11 protein-coding genes and 1 pseudogene are annotated in these 14,329 nt (G+C 56.5%); 6 read left to right on the top strand and 6 right to left on the bottom strand.

Annotated elements, in window-relative coordinates; all coding sequences use genetic code 11:
* Nucleotides 1-20: 20 nt before the first annotated feature.
* The gene (locus HMPREF1257_RS05825; protein WP_023026477.1) at nucleotides 21-1,019 is read right to left on the bottom strand and encodes an NAD(P)H-dependent glycerol-3-phosphate dehydrogenase; all 999 of its coding nucleotides are present in this window, start codon (nucleotides 1,017-1,019) and stop codon (nucleotides 21-23) included.
* 149 nt (nucleotides 1,020-1,168) lie between these two features.
* Between HMPREF1257_RS05825 and HMPREF1257_RS05820 the strand changes: the two genes are divergently transcribed.
* Entirely contained in the window at nucleotides 1,169-2,167 is a 999-nt protein-coding gene (locus HMPREF1257_RS05820) for a bifunctional NUDIX hydrolase/histidine phosphatase family protein (RefSeq protein ID WP_023026475.1), read from the top strand.
* A 28-nt stretch (nucleotides 2,168-2,195) separates the two neighbouring features.
* Here the strand turns inward: HMPREF1257_RS05820 and HMPREF1257_RS05815 are convergent, their stop codons facing one another.
* The 3 genes from HMPREF1257_RS05815 to leuC form a co-directional block, all read right to left on the bottom strand.
* Nucleotides 2,196-2,984: a hypothetical protein gene (locus HMPREF1257_RS05815; RefSeq protein ID WP_023031207.1), complete on the bottom strand. Its 789-nt coding sequence runs from the start codon at nucleotides 2,982-2,984 to the stop codon at nucleotides 2,196-2,198.
* Between the two features lie 137 nt (nucleotides 2,985-3,121).
* On the bottom strand, nucleotides 3,122-3,712 hold the full coding sequence (gene leuD, locus HMPREF1257_RS05810; protein WP_023026471.1) for a 3-isopropylmalate dehydratase small subunit: 591 nt from the start codon (nucleotides 3,710-3,712) through the stop codon (nucleotides 3,122-3,124).
* A gap of 22 nt (nucleotides 3,713-3,734) precedes the next feature.
* Nucleotides 3,735-5,156 carry a 3-isopropylmalate dehydratase large subunit gene (gene leuC, locus HMPREF1257_RS05805; RefSeq protein WP_023026469.1) on the bottom strand — a complete coding sequence of 474 codons (1,422 nt, stop codon included), beginning with the start codon at nucleotides 5,154-5,156 and terminating at the stop codon, nucleotides 3,735-3,737.
* A gap of 52 nt (nucleotides 5,157-5,208) precedes the next feature.
* Between leuC and HMPREF1257_RS05800 the strand changes: the two genes are divergently transcribed.
* From HMPREF1257_RS05800 to HMPREF1257_RS12625, 5 genes and pseudogenes are all read left to right on the top strand, one after another.
* Nucleotides 5,209-5,892, top strand: a complete 684-nt coding sequence (locus tag HMPREF1257_RS05800) for an IclR family transcriptional regulator (RefSeq protein ID WP_023026467.1) — start codon at nucleotides 5,209-5,211, stop codon at nucleotides 5,890-5,892.
* Nucleotides 5,893-6,108: 216 nt separating this feature from the next.
* Entirely contained in the window at nucleotides 6,109-6,402 is a 294-nt protein-coding gene (locus HMPREF1257_RS05795) for a hypothetical protein (RefSeq protein ID WP_023026465.1), read from the top strand.
* A 233-nt stretch (nucleotides 6,403-6,635) separates the two neighbouring features.
* On the top strand, nucleotides 6,636-9,308 hold the full coding sequence (locus tag HMPREF1257_RS05790) for a YhgE/Pip domain-containing protein (protein ID WP_023026463.1): 2,673 nt from the start codon (nucleotides 6,636-6,638) through the stop codon (nucleotides 9,306-9,308).
* Nucleotides 9,305-11,494, top strand: a complete 2,190-nt coding sequence (locus tag HMPREF1257_RS05785) for a YhgE/Pip domain-containing protein (RefSeq protein ID WP_023026461.1) — start codon at nucleotides 9,305-9,307, stop codon at nucleotides 11,492-11,494. The genes HMPREF1257_RS05790 and HMPREF1257_RS05785 overlap by 4 nt, the downstream gene beginning before the upstream one ends.
* A gap of 719 nt (nucleotides 11,495-12,213) precedes the next feature.
* Nucleotides 12,214-12,804, top strand: a pseudogene (locus tag HMPREF1257_RS12625) (transposase); the annotation flags it as partial.
* A gap of 69 nt (nucleotides 12,805-12,873) precedes the next feature.
* Here the strand turns inward: HMPREF1257_RS12625 and HMPREF1257_RS12490 are convergent.
* Nucleotides 12,874-13,047 carry a hypothetical protein gene (locus HMPREF1257_RS12490; protein WP_232208528.1) on the bottom strand — a complete coding sequence of 58 codons (174 nt, stop codon included), beginning with the start codon at nucleotides 13,045-13,047 and terminating at the stop codon, nucleotides 12,874-12,876.
* Between the two features lie 53 nt (nucleotides 13,048-13,100).
* A protein-coding gene (locus HMPREF1257_RS05780) for an IS3 family transposase (RefSeq protein ID WP_156904635.1) occupies nucleotides 13,101-14,293 on the bottom strand; the annotation gives its coding sequence in 2 pieces (ribosomal slippage) (nucleotides 13,101-14,014 and nucleotides 14,014-14,293; 1,194 coding nt in all).
* Nucleotides 14,294-14,329 lie beyond the last annotated feature (36 nt).

Raw genomic sequence — 14,329 nt, 5'->3', positions numbered from 1 at the left:
GCGATGATTTTACCTTTCTGCTACTCCGACTTCTTGGAGCGACCCATAAGGGCGATAATCATATCGTCTACCGCCATGCCTTGATGGCACACACCGTAGACGGCTTCCGTAATGGGCATCTCTACACCAGCCTGCTGGGCTAAGCGGAAGATGGAATCCGAAGAAAACACACCTTCTGCCACCTGGCCATTGGTGGCCGCCTTCGCTTCTTCTAGGCTGCCGCCTTGACCGAGGCGATAACCGAAGGTTCTGTTGCGCGAGAGCGTAGAGTTACACGTAGCCACCAAATCGCCCAAACCTGCCAAGCCGGAAAAGGTGAAAGGCTCCGCGCCCAATGCCATGCCAAGGCGCGTAATTTCCGCCAGGCCGCGGGTAATCATCGTAGCCATGGTGTTATTGCCCAGCCCCTTGCCTGAGGCCATGCCGCAGGCCAAGGCGATGACGTTTTTGCAAGCACCACCGATTTCGGCGCCGATGACATCGGTATTTGTGTAGGGCCGCAAGTAGGGCGCTGCGATGGCCGCCTGCACCGCCTTGGCACGCTCTTCGTCGGTGCAGGCGATGACCGTGGCCGCAACCTGCCCCTGCGCCACTTCTTTAGCCAAGTTGGGCCCAGAAAGTACCGCCACGCGCTGGGGATCCACGCCCGCCGCATCCACGATGACTTCGCTCATGCGCTTTAGCGTGCTGGTCTCTACGCCCTTGGAAATGGAGACCAGGGTGGAATCTTCAGGCAGTGCGGGCGCCCACCGCTCCACGTTGGCACGCAAGGACTGCGATGGCACGCCGAAGACCACGATATCCGCGCCGGAGAGCGCCTCTGCCTCGTCGTGTGTGGCGCGCAGTGCCGCAGGTAGGTGAATATCCGGCAAATAATCCGGGTTGATGTGCGTTCTATTAATCGCGTCCGCCAATTCGGTCCGTCGCGCCCACAGGGTGACATCATTTCCTGCATCCGCAAATACTTTGGCCAGGGTGGTACCCCAGGAACCAGCACCCATCACCGCTACATTTACCATGGCTTCCTCCAAACGTTTTCCTATTATTTCCACCTTAAGGCATTTATCATTCTGGGCGTGGCAAGGATGCGGCAGGGATCTCCCCCGTGGAACAATGACCATGAGGTTAACGCCAAATTTTCACTTACCGAAGGAAGGCACAAAGAGCTATGCCGAGCGCGAAGAAGATGCACGAGACCGATAAAGATAAAAAGTCCGAAAAATTCATTTCCGGCCGGCATCAAGAAATTCCGGTGGATCCCGCCAAGGAGTTTCCCCGCACTACCCTTGCCGCCGGTGCCGTCGTCTGGCGCGGCGACCCTGCGAACCCAGAAATCGCACTCATCCATCGCCCGCATTATGACGATTGGTCCCTGCCCAAGGGAAAGGTGGACCCAGGCGAATCGCTGCCTACTACCGCGGCGCGGGAAATCGAGGAAGAAACCGGCTTTCACGTGCGCCTTGGCAAGTTGATTGGCAAGGTTACCTACCCTGTACAGGGGCGCACCAAGGTGGTCTATTACTGGGCGGCGTTCTACCTCAACGGCACATATACGCCCAACGATGAGACCGACGAGCTGCGTTGGGTGCCCATTGACCAAGCACAGCAGCTTTTGTCTTATGACGTTGACACCGACGTCGTCGCCAAGGCGCAAAAGCGGCTGCAGCTCGCCCCCACGACGCGCGTATTGTACGTTCGCCACGCTCACGCCCATGACCGTAAGAAGTGGGAAGGCGATGACAACCTGCGACCTTTGGATAAGAAGGGCCGCCGCCAAGCGGAAATGCTCGTGCCTATGCTGGCCGCATACCACCCCACCGCGATCTATTCCGCTCGCCCGCACCGGTGCCAGCAAACCGCCGCGCCGCTTGCCGATGAGCTGGGTAAAGACATTGCCATTAATAAGGACTTTGGCGACGAGGTGTGGGAAAAGAACCCGGCGGCCGCCAAGAAAGCTTTCCGTCGTGTTGTAAACGACGGCGGGGTGCCTGTCATTATCAGCCAGGGACAAACCATCCCCGGCATCATTGAGGACTTAGCGCCGCAATTCCTCAAGAAGCCGCAGGAGGAATTGAAGTTTAAAAAGGCCTCGGTGTGGGTTTTGTCCTTCAATAACGGTGAATTAACTGGCGCCGATTATCTTCCCAGCCCCCTGCCGGTGCGCTAGTCAGACCGGGACGCACGAGCCCCTGCCCCTAGCCGTGCATGCCGAGGTTGCGGCGCACAAAGAGGGTGGGGGTCAAGGCCATGAGTCCCGGCAACACGACGACGCCCACCACGGTTGAGCCCAGCGCCATGTAGAGGATGATGAGCGCGATTCCGACCAGCAAGGTGGTACCGACGTCCCTCTTTGCGATCTCCGCGGAAAACTTAAAGCAGTCCCCTAGGCCTAGGTCAGGGCGTACTGCCTTGACGGCGGGGACCCACCACCAGAAGAACAGGGCGAAAAGTCCGGGAATTACCAGCAGGACTATGCCGATGCCGATGACCACGCTGGTAACGAGGTAGGCCAGCATGATGCCACCCATGCCCTTGAACGTGAAGAAATCCCTGAATGTTAAATCCTGGCCATTGACCTGCTTATTAGCGGCTTGGTACCAGATTGCATTTGCCCACAGATAGACAATTAACAGGGCTATTACCGCGAGGGCGAGTAACACCACGCCCAGGACGCCGAGGGAACCGTCCAAGGCTGCTCCCTCGGTCGCCGCCTCGATGGAAAGGGAACCGCCACCGGCGGCAAAGACGATGGCAATGATGAGGTATGCGACGAAAAGAACGACCATTTGCACCAGCGGGGCAAAAAGCCACGGTACCCAATTGCGGCCGAAATAGCGGAAACTATCGCCAATAATGCTGACGGTATCAGTATCGCCTGGGCCGGGCGACTCACGAAAATATCCCGGTTGCCCACCTGAGTAGGGCTGTTGGGAGTGGTGGTTGTAGCCATCATGGTCGCGTGATCCGGAATAAGGCGAAGTCATACCGCAGAGAATAATAGATAAACCCAGCTGCACGCTTGCAAAGTTAGTATTGTTATTTGACCGTTACCCCACCACTGCCCCGGATCATGGCGACGGTGGTGTGCGCCCCCGCCAAAGCGTGAGGCGCACCTGCTGGATTAGTCCGCGTGAACCGCAGGTTTGAAGCTGGCGCGGGAGTGCTCGAAGCTCGTGATCGCTTCTTCATTGCGCAGGGTGATGCCGATGTCATCGAGGCCTTCCATCAGGCGCCAGCGCGTATAGTCATCAATATCGAATGAGTAGGTGTTTTCACCAACCTGAACGGTGCGCGCCTCCAGATCGACCGTGACTTGGGTTTCCCCTGCCTCCAACTGCTTCCAAATAAGCTCGATGTCCTCTTGTTCCATCAGCCCTGTTAGCAGACCAGACTTTCCCGAGTTGCCACGGAAGATATCCGCAAAACGCGAGGAGAACACTGCTTTGAAGCCGTATTCGCGCAGGGCCCATACTGCGTGCTCGCGAGAGGAACCGGTACCGAAGTCGCGCCCTGCAAAGAGAACGGAGCCGTCCTTGAACTGCTCTTGGTTAAGTACGAAGGTGGAATCAGAGCGCCAGTTGGAAAACAGGCCCTCCGCAAAGCCCGTACGCTTGACCGATTTGAGATAGCGCGCGGGAATGATTTGGTCCGTATCCACGTTGGATGCCCAAAGCGGGACTCCGGTGCCGGTATGGGTGATAAATTTCTCCATTATTTCAACCTTTCTCGCGTGCTTATTTCAGGTCAGCCGGGCTGGACAGGTATCCGGTGACGGCGGTAGCGGCAGCAACCTGTGGGGAAACGAGGTGGGTTCTCCCGCCAGGGCCCTGCCGGCCTTCAAAGTTACGATTAGACGTGGATGCAGACCGCTCCCCTGGTTTCAGTTGATCAGGGTTCATGCCCAGACACATGGAGCATCCCGCCGTGCGCCACTCTGCACCGAACTCCTGGAAGATTTGGTCGAGGCCTTCCTTTTCCGCATCGGCTTTAACCACCGCGGAGGAAGGAACCACGATCATGCGCGTATTGGCATCGATGGTGCGGCCCTTGACCACCTCGGCGGCGGCGCGCAGATCCTCGATGCGGGCATTGGTGCACGATCCCACGAAGACGGTATCGATCTTGATATCGCGCAGTGGGGTTCCTGGTTGCAGGTCCATATACTCCAAGGCCTTTTTCACGGTGGCCTTGGAATTGTCATCGCCGCAATCTTCTGGATCCGGCACGGTTTCGCCCAGCGGCAGGCCTTGGCCCGGGTTCGTTCCCCACGTCACAAATGGTGTCAACGCTGATCCGTCGATTTCTACGACGCGATCGAATTCGGCGCCATCGTCAGTAGGCAGCGTCTTCCAGTACTCCACCGCGGCATCCCAGTCGGCGCCCTTAGGAGCGAACTCGCGACCCTTGACGTACTCAAACGTCGTTTCATCGGGCGCAACCATACCGGCACGAGCGCCGGCCTCAATGGACATATTGCAGATGGTCATGCGGGCTTCCATGGACATCTTTCGGATGGCTTCACCGCGGTATTCGATGATGTAGCTTTGGCCGCCACCGGTGCCGATCTTGGCGATGATCGCCAGGATGAGGTCCTTTGCGGAGACGCCTTCCTGCAATTCGCCGGTGACTTCGACGGCCATCGTCTTAAATGGCTTCAAAGATAGCGTCTGGGTAGCCATGACGTGCTCTACCTCTGAGGTGCCGATGCCCATGGCGATGGAGCCGAACGCACCGTGGGTCGAGGTATGCGAATCGCCGCACACAATAGTCATGCCGGGCTGAGTAATGCCCAGTTGTGGGCCAACGGTGTGCACGATTCCTTGCTGCTCATCACCCATCGAGTGCAACCGCACGCCAAATTCTTCGCAGTTCTTGCGCAAGGTAGAAACTTGGGTGCGCGATATCTCATCTTTAATCTCTAAGAGGTTGCCGGATTTAATGCCTTCCGTTGGCACGTTGTGATCCTCGGTTGCCAGGTGCAATTCCGGGTGCCGCATTGTGCGGCCTTGCAGGCGCAGCCCATCGAAGGCCTGCGGACTGGTAACTTCGTGCAAAAGTTGAAAGTCAATATAGATAAGGTCTGGTGCGCCCACGTCGCCCTGCTGGACAACGTGGTCACGCCATACTTTTTCTGCCAAGGTCAGCTGCTGGTTCATAAACATCACTCCACACTTGAAATCTCATAATTTGGGACGTAGATTTCATTATATGGGAGAGTATAGCGCAGTTTCCGGCATTAAGGTACTAGATCGTGCAATGGCCATCATGATGGCCGCCGCAAACCATCCATCGACCCTTAATGAGTTATGTGAAACCACGGGACTACCTCGGGCAACGACGCACCGACTAGCCACCGCGTTAGAAGCACACCGTATCCTCGTGCGCACCCCTGAAGGAAAGTGGAAGGCAGGTCCAGCACTCCCCGGCAACCGCGATCACATCTTAGAAGTCGCAGACCCCATCATGGATCAGCTCCTCAACCGCACCGGTGAGTCCATTCAGCTCTATGAGTTCACGGGAACCACCCGCACCTGCATTGCCACTCGCGAACCCAAATCCGGCCTACACAACGTGGTTCCGGTGGGGCGACAGCTACCACTAACCTCTGGTTCTGCAGCACGCATCATCGCCGGCTACGTGGATTTCCCCCTTGACGCCGCGCAATTCAGCACCGCCGAGGTGGAAGCTGCCCGCCGCCAAGGCTATGCAGAATCCATCGAGGAACGCGAAGCTGGCCTAGCTTCCATTTCCGCCCCCGTCTTTGATTCTTCTGGCGTTTTTCGCGCAGCGCTGTCTATCTCAGGCTCCGCTGAGCGCTTCCGCCCCTCGCCCGCTAAGAAGTACGCCCACCTCCTTACCTCCGCTGCCCGAGAGCTTTCAGAGTCGCTCTAGCATCCCCATCTCCGTAACCATCGCCCTGCGCCGCCCATCGGCCCAGGGCGTTGCCGTGTTTTACCTCCGCATAGCCCACCCCAATTGCGTCCTAGTGAAAAACACCGAAAAATCTCCCGCACACTATTGAAACCGAACTGAAAACATGATTTAATGAAAACAGAGTGAAAACGAGAAGGTCACTCCCCGTCCAAGACGCAGAAAGGATTCACGATTATGACTCACGCTACCCACACTGAACACGAGCACACCCACGGCGAAGGCTGCGGCCACGTTGCTTTCCCACACAAGGACCACACCGACTTCGTCCACGATGGCCACATCCACCGCGAGCACGAAGGCCACTGGGACGAGTGCGAGACCAACGAGCACATTGAGGCTGAACCCCACGGCGACCACACCCACGGTGAGGGCTGCGGCCACGTTGCTGTCCCGCACGGCGACCACGTTGACTACATCCACGACGGTCACCGCCACGCCGCTCACGGTGACCACTACGACGAGCACTAAGCCTCGCCGGCAAGCGCCCTGCAGCGCCCGAGCGTCGCGATAATCCACCGCTTTGGTGCATGGATTATGGCGGCGCTTTTCTACGTATTAGCCCAGCGTGAATTAACCTTTTATTAACCTTAGCCGCAGTCGTTCGCGGAGCACGGTGGCTAAGAGGTGACCAAGCTGTCAATTTCGCGGAATCTGCCCGCTTGACTATTAGTTAACACCGTTTCGGTGCTACGGTCTTTCGAGTGATTACTAGTTGGAAGCTTTTTCTCCAAGACTTCGTCCGCCTGTGGCGGACGCCGCAAGTCTGGGTGATTCTCATCGGTTTGATGATTACCCCTGCCTTATATTCTTGGGTCAATGTCTCCGGTTTTTGGGATCCCTATGGCAATACCGAACACCTCAAGGTAGCCGTGGTGAACGAGGACAAGGGTGCCTCGTCAGATCTCACCGGCGATATTGACGTCGGCGGGCAAATGATGGAAAAGCTGCACAACAATGACAAGCTCGGTTGGCAGTTTATGGACCGCGGCGAAGCTGAACACGCCGTAAAATCTGGCGACGTTTTTGCCTCCATCATTGTGCCGGAAGATTTTTCTTCTGACTTTGTCAGCCTGTTCCAAGGCACGTATTCTCAGCCCACCTTGGAGTACCAGGTAAATGAGAAAATCAATGCCATTGCGCCAAAGGTCACCGACTCTGGTTCTTCTACCCTCGAAACCACGATTAGCGCGACCTTTAATGAAAACGTCGCGAAATCGGTTTCCACCGAGCTGAGAAACTCTGGCGGCGACCTCAGCGATAGGATCAATAGCACCGCGGGCAATACCGCGAATTCGTTCTCAGAGACCGCCGATACCGTGGCCAATTCGCGCAATTCCCTGGCGGATGTCAACGCCACTATCGACGATGCTCGCCCCACTATCGCACAGGCGCGCACGTCGCTAGGCTCCGTGCAGACCACGATTGATGACGCGCAGCAGGCCTTAAACCAGGTCACCTCCTTGACCGACGAGGTGCAAAAGGAAGTAACTTCCTTCGCCGACGATGCAACAGCTGCTTATATCCAAGGCACGACTGCGGTTGCCGATGGCACCGCGAACGCCAATGCCAATATCGGTTCTGTCACCGGTCGGTTAAACGGCGCTCTCAACCGCGTCGATGCCGCCACCGACGGCGCCCAAGGCATCCTCGGCCAGGCGGATAAAGCCATCGACCAATTAGCCGGTGTCGCTTCCTTGCCAGCACTTCCCCCAGAGGTCTCCCAGCAGATCAACCAATCGGTCTCTGATCTGCGCGACCGCAACAATCAAAACCGGGCGGTGTTAGGAGAGCTGGATTCCCTTAACAGCGATACCAATGCCACCCTTGATTCGCTGAATAAAACCTCGGAATTGCTCAATTCCATGGCGTCCCAGGCCCGCGATGATTCCCACGGACTGCGCGATGACGTGGCCAACGGCCTGCCTAAGCTCAATTCTGCGCTGTCTGATGTCTCAGCTACCGCCGGACGCCTATCTGCCTCGCTCAACAGCCAAAAGGCTCTGGTTGGGCAAACGGACGGGCTTCTCGGGGGCGTCGACGAGCAGCTAACCCACGCCCAAGAAGTGGTAAAGCGCTTCTCGGTTGATCTGGATCGCGTCGAAGAAGGCCTTCGCTCCGCGCGCACCGATGTTATTGCCTTAAGCAACACGGCCAATAACAACACCGTGCTGAAGTCCGTCAACGGTCTTGATACGGACCACGTGTCTTCCTTCCTCTCCTCGCCTGCAGAGATGGAAAGCCATGCGGTCTTCCCCGTCACGCACTACGGCTCCGGCATGTCCTCGCTGTTTATCAACCTCACGCTGTGGATCGGCGCGTTTATGCTCCTAATCATTTTCCGCGCCGAGGTTGACCCACAGGGCCGCCGGGATCTGACCATCACTAAGGCGTACTTCTCGCGCTTCTTGCTGCTCGGCTTTTTCGCCATTGCCCAGGCGCTGATCGTTTCCATCGGTAACTTGGTCATCGGCGTTGAGCACGTCAGCGCCACCGCTTATGTCCTTACCTCCGTATTCATCAGCCTGTGCTACCTCAGCATTACCTATGGCCTAGTCTCGACATTCGGTCACGTGGGCCGCGGCATAGCGGTGGTCTTTGCCTTCATTCAGATTCCCGGCGCATCGGGCTTGTACCCCATCGAGATGACGCCGGACTTCTTCCGCGCCGTCCACCCCTTCTTGCCCTTTACCTACGGCATCGACGCGATGCGCGAGACGGTGGGCGGGTTCTACGGCACCCATTACATCCGCGATATCGCCGCGCTGACCGGAATGGCGGTTGTTGCCTACCTCATGGGCACACTCTTAAGGCGCAGCCTGTCCAACGTCACCATGCTGGTCAATGACGAGCTGGCCAAGGGCGGGCTCGTTATCAACGAGCAGGTCCACCTGATTGGCAGCCGCTACCGCTTCACCGATCTTCTGTATGCCTCCGCAGACCGCGAGGGATACCAAAAGAGCTTGGATACCAAGTGGATGACCGCGCGGAAGAATTATTCGCAGCTGATGAAGCTGACCATTGCCATCGGGGTGGCCTTGGTGCTCGCGCTCGTGATTTGCTCCCGGTTCATGCCGGACCAGAAAGCGATCCTTTTCGGCATTGCATGCCTCGTGGCGCTGATTGCGGTCGCGGTCATTTGTTCGCTGGAATACGTTAAACAAAGCATCGCGCACGATAACCGCTTGGCGGATCTCAGCGATGAAGAAATTCAGCAGCACCTAGAGCATCAACGCCAAAACCCCAATCAGTATCGGCTAGAAGATGTCCAGTCAGATAAACACCCCGAAATATCTTCCACCCCACAATCGCAGGGCGATACTACAGATAAGCCCGCCGACGACGGCGAAGAATCCGGAAAGGGAGATAAGTCATGAACAATATCCTGACCATTCTCCGCGATGACCTTAAGGCCATCCGTGGCAACGTAATGACCGCCGTCATCATTTTCGGCCTCGCCATTATCCCGCTGCTTTTTACCACTTTTAACGTGCTCGCCAGCTGGGATCCATTTGCCAACACCAAACAGCTCAAAATCGCCGTCGCCAGTGAGGATGAGGGCCACCAAAGCGACCTCGCTTCGCTTAAGCTCAACTTAGGCGATGAGGTTTTATCCCAGCTCAGTCGCAACGACGAAATCAACTGGGTCCTCACCAACAGCGATGATGCCGTAGAAGGCACCAAATCCGGTGAGTACTACGCCGGCATCGTCTTGCCCAAGGATTTTAGCTCCAACCTCCTCACCTTCTATGTGGAAGGAACCGAGCCGAGCAAGCTCAACCTCTACACCAACGAGAAGAAGAACGCGCTGTCGACCACGATTACCCAACGCAGTGCTACCGGTGTGATCCAGAAGATCGATGAGTCATTTACCCGCGTCGTATCCAATGTGGGCCTAGGCGTCATTTCCTCGCTAGACCAGTACCTTGATGAGGGTGATACCCAGGCTGCGCTCAATAACGTGCACAACCGAGTCAATACCGTACAGTCGCGCCTCGATGCGGCCTCTGGCACGGTCATGGCGCTGAGCAACCTGGTAGATTCCACCATTCCGCTCACCCAGGCGGCCAATAACATCCTGAATGAGGCGGGAAACCAAGCCTCCAGCACGACCAATGACAACGGCGATTCCCCCATCGATATCCTAAAGTCCACGCTGGATGAATCCACTGGTTCATTGGATGCTTCCCTTGCCGCAACGACGCAGAGCTACGAGGTACTATCCTCACAAATCGAGGAATTGCTGAACAACGCCAGCGCCACCTCCGCGCAAACCGCCCAGACCTTCCGCACTGCCGCAGACCGCGTGGGACAGCAAACCGCCGCGTTCCAAGGCGTCAAAGACAGCATCCAGAAGGAAGCCGATAAGGTCGACCTTCCAGGCCCTGTAGCGGCAGGATATAAGGCTATGATGGGGCAGCTGGATGCCAGCATTGCCCAGAGCAATGCGCTGCACGATTCTTTGACTTCTACAGCCGATAACATCGAAAGTGGCGGGGATTCCCAGGACTCCAAGCAGCAAACGCAAGATGCGATCGCCAGCGCCAAGCAGGCCGTCGAAAACGCCCGCAACTCCTATAACTCTAATCTGAAGCCACAGCTAGCGGCTCTGGGAGATAGTGTAGGTACGGTTGCTAGCGATGTTGATGCGGTCAAGCGCGATATCGCGGGCATCCGCAATACCGTCTCTGACGACAACGATGCACTCGTGCGGGTGCGCGATCTAACCGCAAGTCTATCCGGCACATTGCAGCAGCAGGCAGGCCGCTTTGGCGAACTCAGCCAAAAGATCGATGAAATCCGCGACGGCGGTGACCTCAGCCAGCTCGCCGGTCTCATTGGCGATGACCCCGAGCTTCTGGCCTCCCGCATCGCCTCGCCGGTCAATGTGGACCGCCAGCCCATCTACGATGTTGCTGCTTTCGGTGTTGGAATGACGCCGTTCTATCTCACGCTTTCGCTGTGGGTGGGCGCCCTGCTCGCCTGTGTGCTGGTGCACACCAACGCTGAGCGCAAGTACCTGAAGAAGAACGAAGGCCTCGACAAGAAGGACCACTTCACTAGGAACCAAGCCTTCTTGGGCCGCTTCCTTACGTTCGGGCTCATCGGTATCGCCCAAGCAACCCTTGTCGTCCTCAGCCTGATCTTCTTTGTGGAGATCAAGCCCGAGCACCCATTCATGATGCTCTTTGCCTCGTGGATAATCTCACTGGTGTTTATGTTGATAATATATTCACTGGTTATCACATTCGATAGCGCGGGTAAGGCCCTCGCAGTCCTGCTTTTGGTTATCCAAGTCTCCGGTTCCGGCGGCGCCTATCCCCTGCCGCTGCTTCCGGAATGGTTCCAAAATGTCAGCCCGTGGCTGCCGGCTACCTACGGCATCGACGCGTTCCGCAGCGCCATCGCCGGCATTTACGAAGCCGATATCCTCCACGAGCTCGGCATGCTCCTCCTCTTCGCCATCCCAGCGCTCATCCTCGGCCTGTTCTTGCGCCCGGCCATGGATAACTACCACAAGCGCCTCCAGAAGGCGATTAAGAAGACGAAGGTCATGGCTTAGCTTCCACCTTCGAACAACGCCCAGTGCAGCCTGAGAGGCTCGCTGGGCGTTCTTTCTTGCAGTGGTCGAGCCACCACCCTCCCTTGGCGCTCACGGAGGCCCACAACCCACCCCAGCTCTCGCATAGCCAGTGAGCGCGAAGGGCGGGCTCTGGGGCCATAGCAGGCGCTTTCCGATGCCTCCGGCCTAAACGACAGGATGTGTTGGTGAAGTTATATGTTTAGCCAGTCTGGCCTGCTGGTATTAGGATTATTTCACTTATCCGGAGGGATAACGCAGTCTCGGGCCTGAAATACCACCGGGGGCGTGCTGATGTGCTAGGCGCCGAGGTTCACGATGAATGGATGAGTAAGAATCATCCTCGATGCCCCGTCTGTAGCAGGGCGTGCACCAAAATACGGGACTACAAGCATCAATCCGCCAGCGATGGCGATGGAACGCCTGTAAAGCCACTGTCACTCGCGCTAGAGGCTGAGCCAGGAAAGTGGACGCATCAGAGGCCAGGCCTTAGCCAAAGCACACACCCTAGCCAGCCAAGAAACGCAAGCCACCAGCGGCGGCCTAAACGACAGGATGTGTTGGTGAAGTTATATGTTTAGCCGGTCTGGCGTGCTGGTATTAGGATTATTTCACTTATCCGGAGGGATAACGCAGCCTCGGACCTGAAATACCGTCGGGGGCGTGCTGATGTGCTAGGTGCCGAGGTTCACGATGAATGGATGAGTAAGAATCATCCTCGATGTCCCGTCTGTAGCGGGGCGTGCACCAAACACGGAACGACGAGTACTGGGCGTCAACGCTGGCGATGCCGCACCTGCAAAGCCACCTTCACCCGCGCCAATGACGACGCAGTTCAAGCAAAATGGTTCCGCCTTTTTATCAGTTGGCTCACCTCAGGCCGCAGCCTGGCAGAGACCGCTAAAACCTGCGGTGTTTCAACGCGAACTCTGCAACGACGCTTCAAATCTTTCTGGCTCATCCAACCTCCCCGAAGCGTTGATAAGCAGCGAATATACGATCAAATCTTCATCGACGGCACTTACGTCAACACCAAGTGCCTAGTCGTAGTCGCCGATGCCAGCCATGTCATCAACTGGTTCTGGTGCACTAAGGAATCATCCTGGTCGTATATGCGCCTGCTAGACCCTCTGGCCCCACCACGACTTGTCACCTGTGACGGGCATTCAGGAGGGCTTAAAGCAGTAAGCCGCCTGTGGCCTGACACCGCCGTGCAGCGATGCATTGTCCACGTCAAACGCAACATTCAACGCGGCACCGGCCTTCACCCCACCTCCCCGATGGGTAAAGCACTGCGACGGCTTTCATTTGAGCTACTGGCAGTAAGCACTCTAGATGAAGCCGCTGAATGGACAGGCAAGCTACACCAGTTCGGCACCGTATTTAGAACTCAACTCAAAGCCCGTACCTACGTCAAAGACGTCCCCTTTGAGCAAATCCCGAAATCTAAACGCGGCAACAAAAAATGGTGGTACACCCACCATATCCACCGGGGTATTTACCTGGAGCTGAAGAAAATGAGCAGGAATGGTCACCTATTTTCCTATCTCGGGCCTGACCCCCGGAAAGTGGACACGTCGGGGGTTAGCTATGCTGCTTTAGTCAGTGTAGCTGAAGTCTCGGCTTCAAAGACATCAGGCGCTACAAGATTGCACCAGGAGTGCCGCCGGCGCGTGTTGTAGCGCATGCACCACCGGAAGACTTCCCGGCGGCAGGAGATCGGATTGTCAAAGACTTTCCTATCACGCAAGACTTCCCGCTTGAGCGTGGCGTTAAACGATTCTGCTAGGGCGTTATCAGCACTCGTTCCTACCGCGCCCATAGACTGGCGCACACCCAACGACGAGCAATAGTTCCTAAAAGCTTGTGAGGTGTACACGCTGCCATGATCGGAATGGAATACAGCCCCGTCAAGACTGCCGCGTACACCGTGTGCGTGGGCTAGGGCATCGATGACCAGTGAGACTCGCATGTGGTCTGCGAGTGCATAACCTGCAAGTTTGCGTGAATACGTGTCAATGACTGTGGCCAAATACATGTTTTTCCCTCCCTTACACGGCAGATAGGTAATATCGCCGACATAGACGCGGTTCGGCTCGTTGGCTGTGAATTTGCGGCCAAGTAAATCCGGCATGACGCGGTGGCCAGGCTTGCGCCTGGTAGTGATGCATCGGCGGCGTTTGGTAAAGCCTTTAAGCCCCATGGCTTTCATGATTCGTGCGACTTTCTTGTGATTCGTCGGGCCAAAGCTCGTATCGGCTTTAAGGCTTGCAGCGATGCGTTTAGCGCCGTAGAGACCAAGCTCATCATCAAAGATGGTTGCGATCCTCGCACCGATAACGGCATCAGAATATATCTTTAACCTGCGATTTTTACGGGTTTGGACCCATTTATAAAACGAGGAACGATTCAGCTTTAACACATGGCACATCCGCTTGACCGAGTACTCGGTTCGGTGGTCATAGACAAACTGGAAGCGGATCACCAGTGAGTCTCTTCGGCAAAATATTTAGCGGCCTTGCGCAGGATGTCACGTTCTTCGCGCAGTTTTGCGTTTTCTTTTTCTAACTGGCGGATCCGTTCGGAATTATTCGCTGCTTGGGCTTGATCGTGCACTGCTTTTATGCGGGCACGTTTGCCGGTGCCGTACTTCTTGATCCAAGAATGCAGCGAGGCACGGTTGATGCCAAGCTCTGCTGATGCTGAGTTCAGTGAGAGGTCCTCATTGTTTTCGTAGAGGGCCACGGCATCGCGTTTGAACTGTTCGGAGTACCTGGACATGGTGGTAGATTACCTTTCTTTCCAGCCCGACTGGGC

The sequence above is a fragment of the Corynebacterium sp. KPL1814 genome, assembly GCF_000478175.1.
Classification (GTDB): domain Bacteria; phylum Actinomycetota; class Actinomycetes; order Mycobacteriales; family Mycobacteriaceae; genus Corynebacterium.
This window is presented reverse-complemented; position numbering and strand designations above follow the sequence as displayed.

Bases quoted from the DNA above. Each gene is read 5' to 3' on its own strand.
- HMPREF1257_RS05825 (WP_023026477.1), bottom strand. From the start codon at position 1,019: ATGGTAAATGTAGCGGTGATGGGTGCTGGTTCCTGGGGTACCACCCTG.
- HMPREF1257_RS05820 (WP_023026475.1), top strand. From the start codon at position 1,169: ATGCCGAGCGCGAAGAAGATGCACGAGACCGATAAAGATAAAAAGTCC.
- HMPREF1257_RS05815 (WP_023031207.1), bottom strand. From the start codon at position 2,984: ATGACTTCGCCTTATTCCGGATCACGCGACCATGATGGCTACAACCAC.
- leuD (WP_023026471.1), bottom strand. From the start codon at position 3,712: ATGGAGAAATTTATCACCCATACCGGCACCGGAGTCCCGCTTTGGGCA.
- leuC (WP_023026469.1), bottom strand. From the start codon at position 5,156: ATGAACCAGCAGCTGACCTTGGCAGAAAAAGTATGGCGTGACCACGTT.
- HMPREF1257_RS05800 (WP_023026467.1), top strand. From the start codon at position 5,209: ATGGGAGAGTATAGCGCAGTTTCCGGCATTAAGGTACTAGATCGTGCA.
- HMPREF1257_RS05795 (WP_023026465.1), top strand. From the start codon at position 6,109: ATGACTCACGCTACCCACACTGAACACGAGCACACCCACGGCGAAGGC.
- HMPREF1257_RS05785 (WP_023026461.1), top strand. From the start codon at position 9,305: ATGAACAATATCCTGACCATTCTCCGCGATGACCTTAAGGCCATCCGT.